At 44.8% G+C, this 1,921-nt stretch carries 1 protein-coding gene and 2 pseudogenes; all 3 read right to left on the bottom strand.

What is annotated here, in order from left to right:
* Positions 1-107 precede the first annotated feature (107 nt).
* Positions 108-377 (bottom strand): annotated as a pseudogene (locus tag AACS92_RS21695) (primase-helicase zinc-binding domain-containing protein); the annotation flags it as partial.
* A gap of 205 nt (positions 378-582) precedes the next feature.
* Entirely contained in the window at positions 583-1,746 is a 1,164-nt protein-coding gene (locus AACS92_RS21700; RefSeq protein ID WP_241538044.1) for a tyrosine-type recombinase/integrase, read from the bottom strand.
* Positions 1,697-1,921: pseudogene (locus AACS92_RS21705) on the bottom strand (hypothetical protein); the annotation flags it as partial. The gene AACS92_RS21700 and the pseudogene AACS92_RS21705, both read right to left, overlap by 50 nt.

Below are 1,921 nucleotides of genomic sequence, written 5' to 3' on the forward strand. Positions count from 1 at the left end.
TTATTCCAAATCCGAAGAGATGCATGACAAAGTGGTAGGTACGTTCATTGAGCGTGAATACTATCTTTCATAACAGATCTAACTATTGGGAGCATGACCGGCGTGTTGGCTGGTTTGGGTTCTGGCAAAGGCAATGCCAGCGCATCCGCAACAACTTTTGCAGCCTCAAATATCGAGATCCGGTTGGTTTTTGCTACTAAATCCAGTCCATCACCATAGTTCGGAGCGTCACACTGGCGGCAATGCCAATTGCCGTGATGGTGATCGTCAATAAAGTGGAAACGGTCAGTACCACCGCAGATAGGACAAGCGCCATGTTTACCCTTTGCCGGAATATCAATACCACAGGCAGACAGCAGATTTTCCCAGTGATGCATGGCGGATTTTTTCACGGTTTGAATAAATTCGAGCGGTTTTTGTTCGTATGTTTTATCTGAAGATGTAAATTTAGGGTGAGTTTGGTTAGACTGTGTATCAGCCATCATCGTTACCTCATTTAACGGTTTGGTCAGACGCCTCAGATGTGTACCAGCACACTGAGGCGTTGCTTTTTATGTTACTTTTCTTAAAAAATTTCTATCTTTATGCCCTTTTGCCAAATTTCCCGATCAGGACATTTTCGCCTCGTTCCAGCATCTCCATATAATCCGCATACCATTGCAGCATTTCCCTGCGACCATCCAGATATTGAGCGTGGTTGTAAGTGCCTCGAATACTGTTTTTATCGACATGAGCCAGCTGTTTTTCAACCCATGCAGTGTTGAAGTCTTGATCATGCAGGATGGTACTCATAGTGTGTCGGAAGCCGTGGCCTGTTGCTCGTCCTGAATATCCCATACGGCGGATCATCGTATTGATTGCCATATCAGAAAGATGCTTTCTGTAATCTGTCCGGCTTGGGAAAACATACTGATAACTGCCGCTGATGGGCTGAATCTGCTTCAATAAATCGATAACTTGCTCTGATAGTGGCACTACATGAGTGCGGCGCATTTTCATTTTTTCGGCTGGGATTGTCCAAACAGCTTTATCTAAATCAATTTCTGACCATTCAGCTTTGCGGAGTTCTCCCGGACGAACACCCGTTAATATCAGCATTCGCAAAGCCGTTCTGACTATCTGACTTCCCATATATTTATCAATAGAGCGCAGAAATTCAGGTAATTCATCCACTGAAAGGTGAGCGTAGTGTTCGCGTTGATGAGGGATAAAAGCACTCGCTAAATCGGGCGCTGGATTATATTCGGCTCTGCCCGTAATAATTGCATATGTCCAAACTTCACCACAGCGTTGGCGGACTTTCTTTAATTTATCGGTGACGCCTCTCTTTTCCATAATAGAAAGGAGGTCTAATAATTCGAGGGGTTTTATTTCAGCAATCGGGCGATGACCAATATAAGGAAAAACGTCTTTTTCGAATGCGTCCATCATATCTTCACGATAACCAACAGACCATCTGTCTTTTCTTCCCTCGTACCATTCACGCGCAATGCTTTCAAAGGTGTTACTGATTTCTCCCTGAGCCGCCAGTTTTTTCTGTTTTTTATCTTGGTTGGGATCAATACCTTCGGCTATCAGCTTCTTGGCTTCATCACGCTTTCTTCTGGCCTCTGCCAGAGTGATAAGCGGAAAAGTGCCCATGGCGAGTAACTTTTCTTTTCCTGCAATGCGGTATTTCAGTCTCCAGTATTTAGTACTACAGCCGTAATGGCTGTGGAATAAGAGGGGTATCCCGGCGCCGATAATGACATTGTTGTGCGTGGTACTGATGTCGTCGTCGCCAGTTTGACCAAAATAAAATCTGTTCGACGGTTTCTCTGGTCTTTTTCATCAGTTTTGACAGCAGGTTACGCAGTTCCGATATGCTCAGGGCTATCAGTCCCTGCGGTGTTTTTTTTCTCCTGTATCCGCAAAACTGCCA

The sequence above is a fragment of the Xenorhabdus sp. KJ12.1 genome (genome assembly GCF_963876495.1).
Lineage (GTDB): Bacteria > Pseudomonadota > Gammaproteobacteria > Enterobacterales > Enterobacteriaceae > Xenorhabdus > Xenorhabdus stockiae.